Consider the following 662-nt stretch of genomic DNA (forward strand, 5'->3'; position numbering starts at 1 on the left):
CTATCTCGCGCAGACCATCACCGAGCTGGTGCCCGCGCACCGTCGTCGAGACGGTGCCCGGGATCACCGCCATGCAGGACCTCGCCGCCCGGTCCGGTGCCGTGCTGACCGAGGGAACCGAGCCGCTGACGCTCGTGCCCGTCACCGCGGGGGCGAGCGCGCTGAAGGAGGCCCTCGCCGGGCCCGGGACCGTCGTCGCCTACAAGTTCGGCCGGCAGGCGCACGAGGTCGCCGAGGCGCTGCGGGAGACCGGGCGGCTCGGCGGCGCGGTGTGGGGGTCGGCGCTGGGTCTGACGGAGGAGTCGATCCGTCCGGCCGCCGAACTCGACGGCGCTCCCCTGCCCTACCTGTCGACGCTCATCGCCCCCGCACGGCGTGACGGCGGGCGCGGCGGGAAGCTCTGACCCGCCCGCACATCCCCCCGCTCACCACCGACCCCCTGTACGAGAGGACCGACCCCATGGCCGACGCCCCCGCCGGCAAGGTGACCTTCGTCGGTGCCGGCCCCGGCGCCGCCGACCTGCTGACGTTCCGCGCCGCCCGCGCCATCGCCGAGGCCGACGTCGTGATCTGGGCGGCCAGCCTGGTCCAGGAGGAGGTCCTGGGGCACGCGCGTGAGGACGCGGAGATCCCTCGACTCGGCGGCCCTGTCCCTGGAGGAC

The 662-nt window shown here is 75.4% G+C and carries 2 pseudogenes; both read left to right on the plus strand.

What is annotated here, in order from left to right:
* Positions 1-404, plus strand: a pseudogene (locus tag SSQG_RS08655) (SAM-dependent methyltransferase); the annotation flags it as partial.
* Between the two features lie 56 nt (positions 405-460).
* A pseudogene (locus SSQG_RS08660) lies at positions 461-662 on the plus strand (SAM-dependent methyltransferase); the annotation flags it as partial.

Origin of the sequence: Streptomyces viridochromogenes DSM 40736 (assembly GCF_000158955.1) — a bacterium.
GTDB classification, from domain to species: Bacteria; Actinomycetota; Actinomycetes; order Streptomycetales; family Streptomycetaceae; genus Streptomyces; species Streptomyces venetus.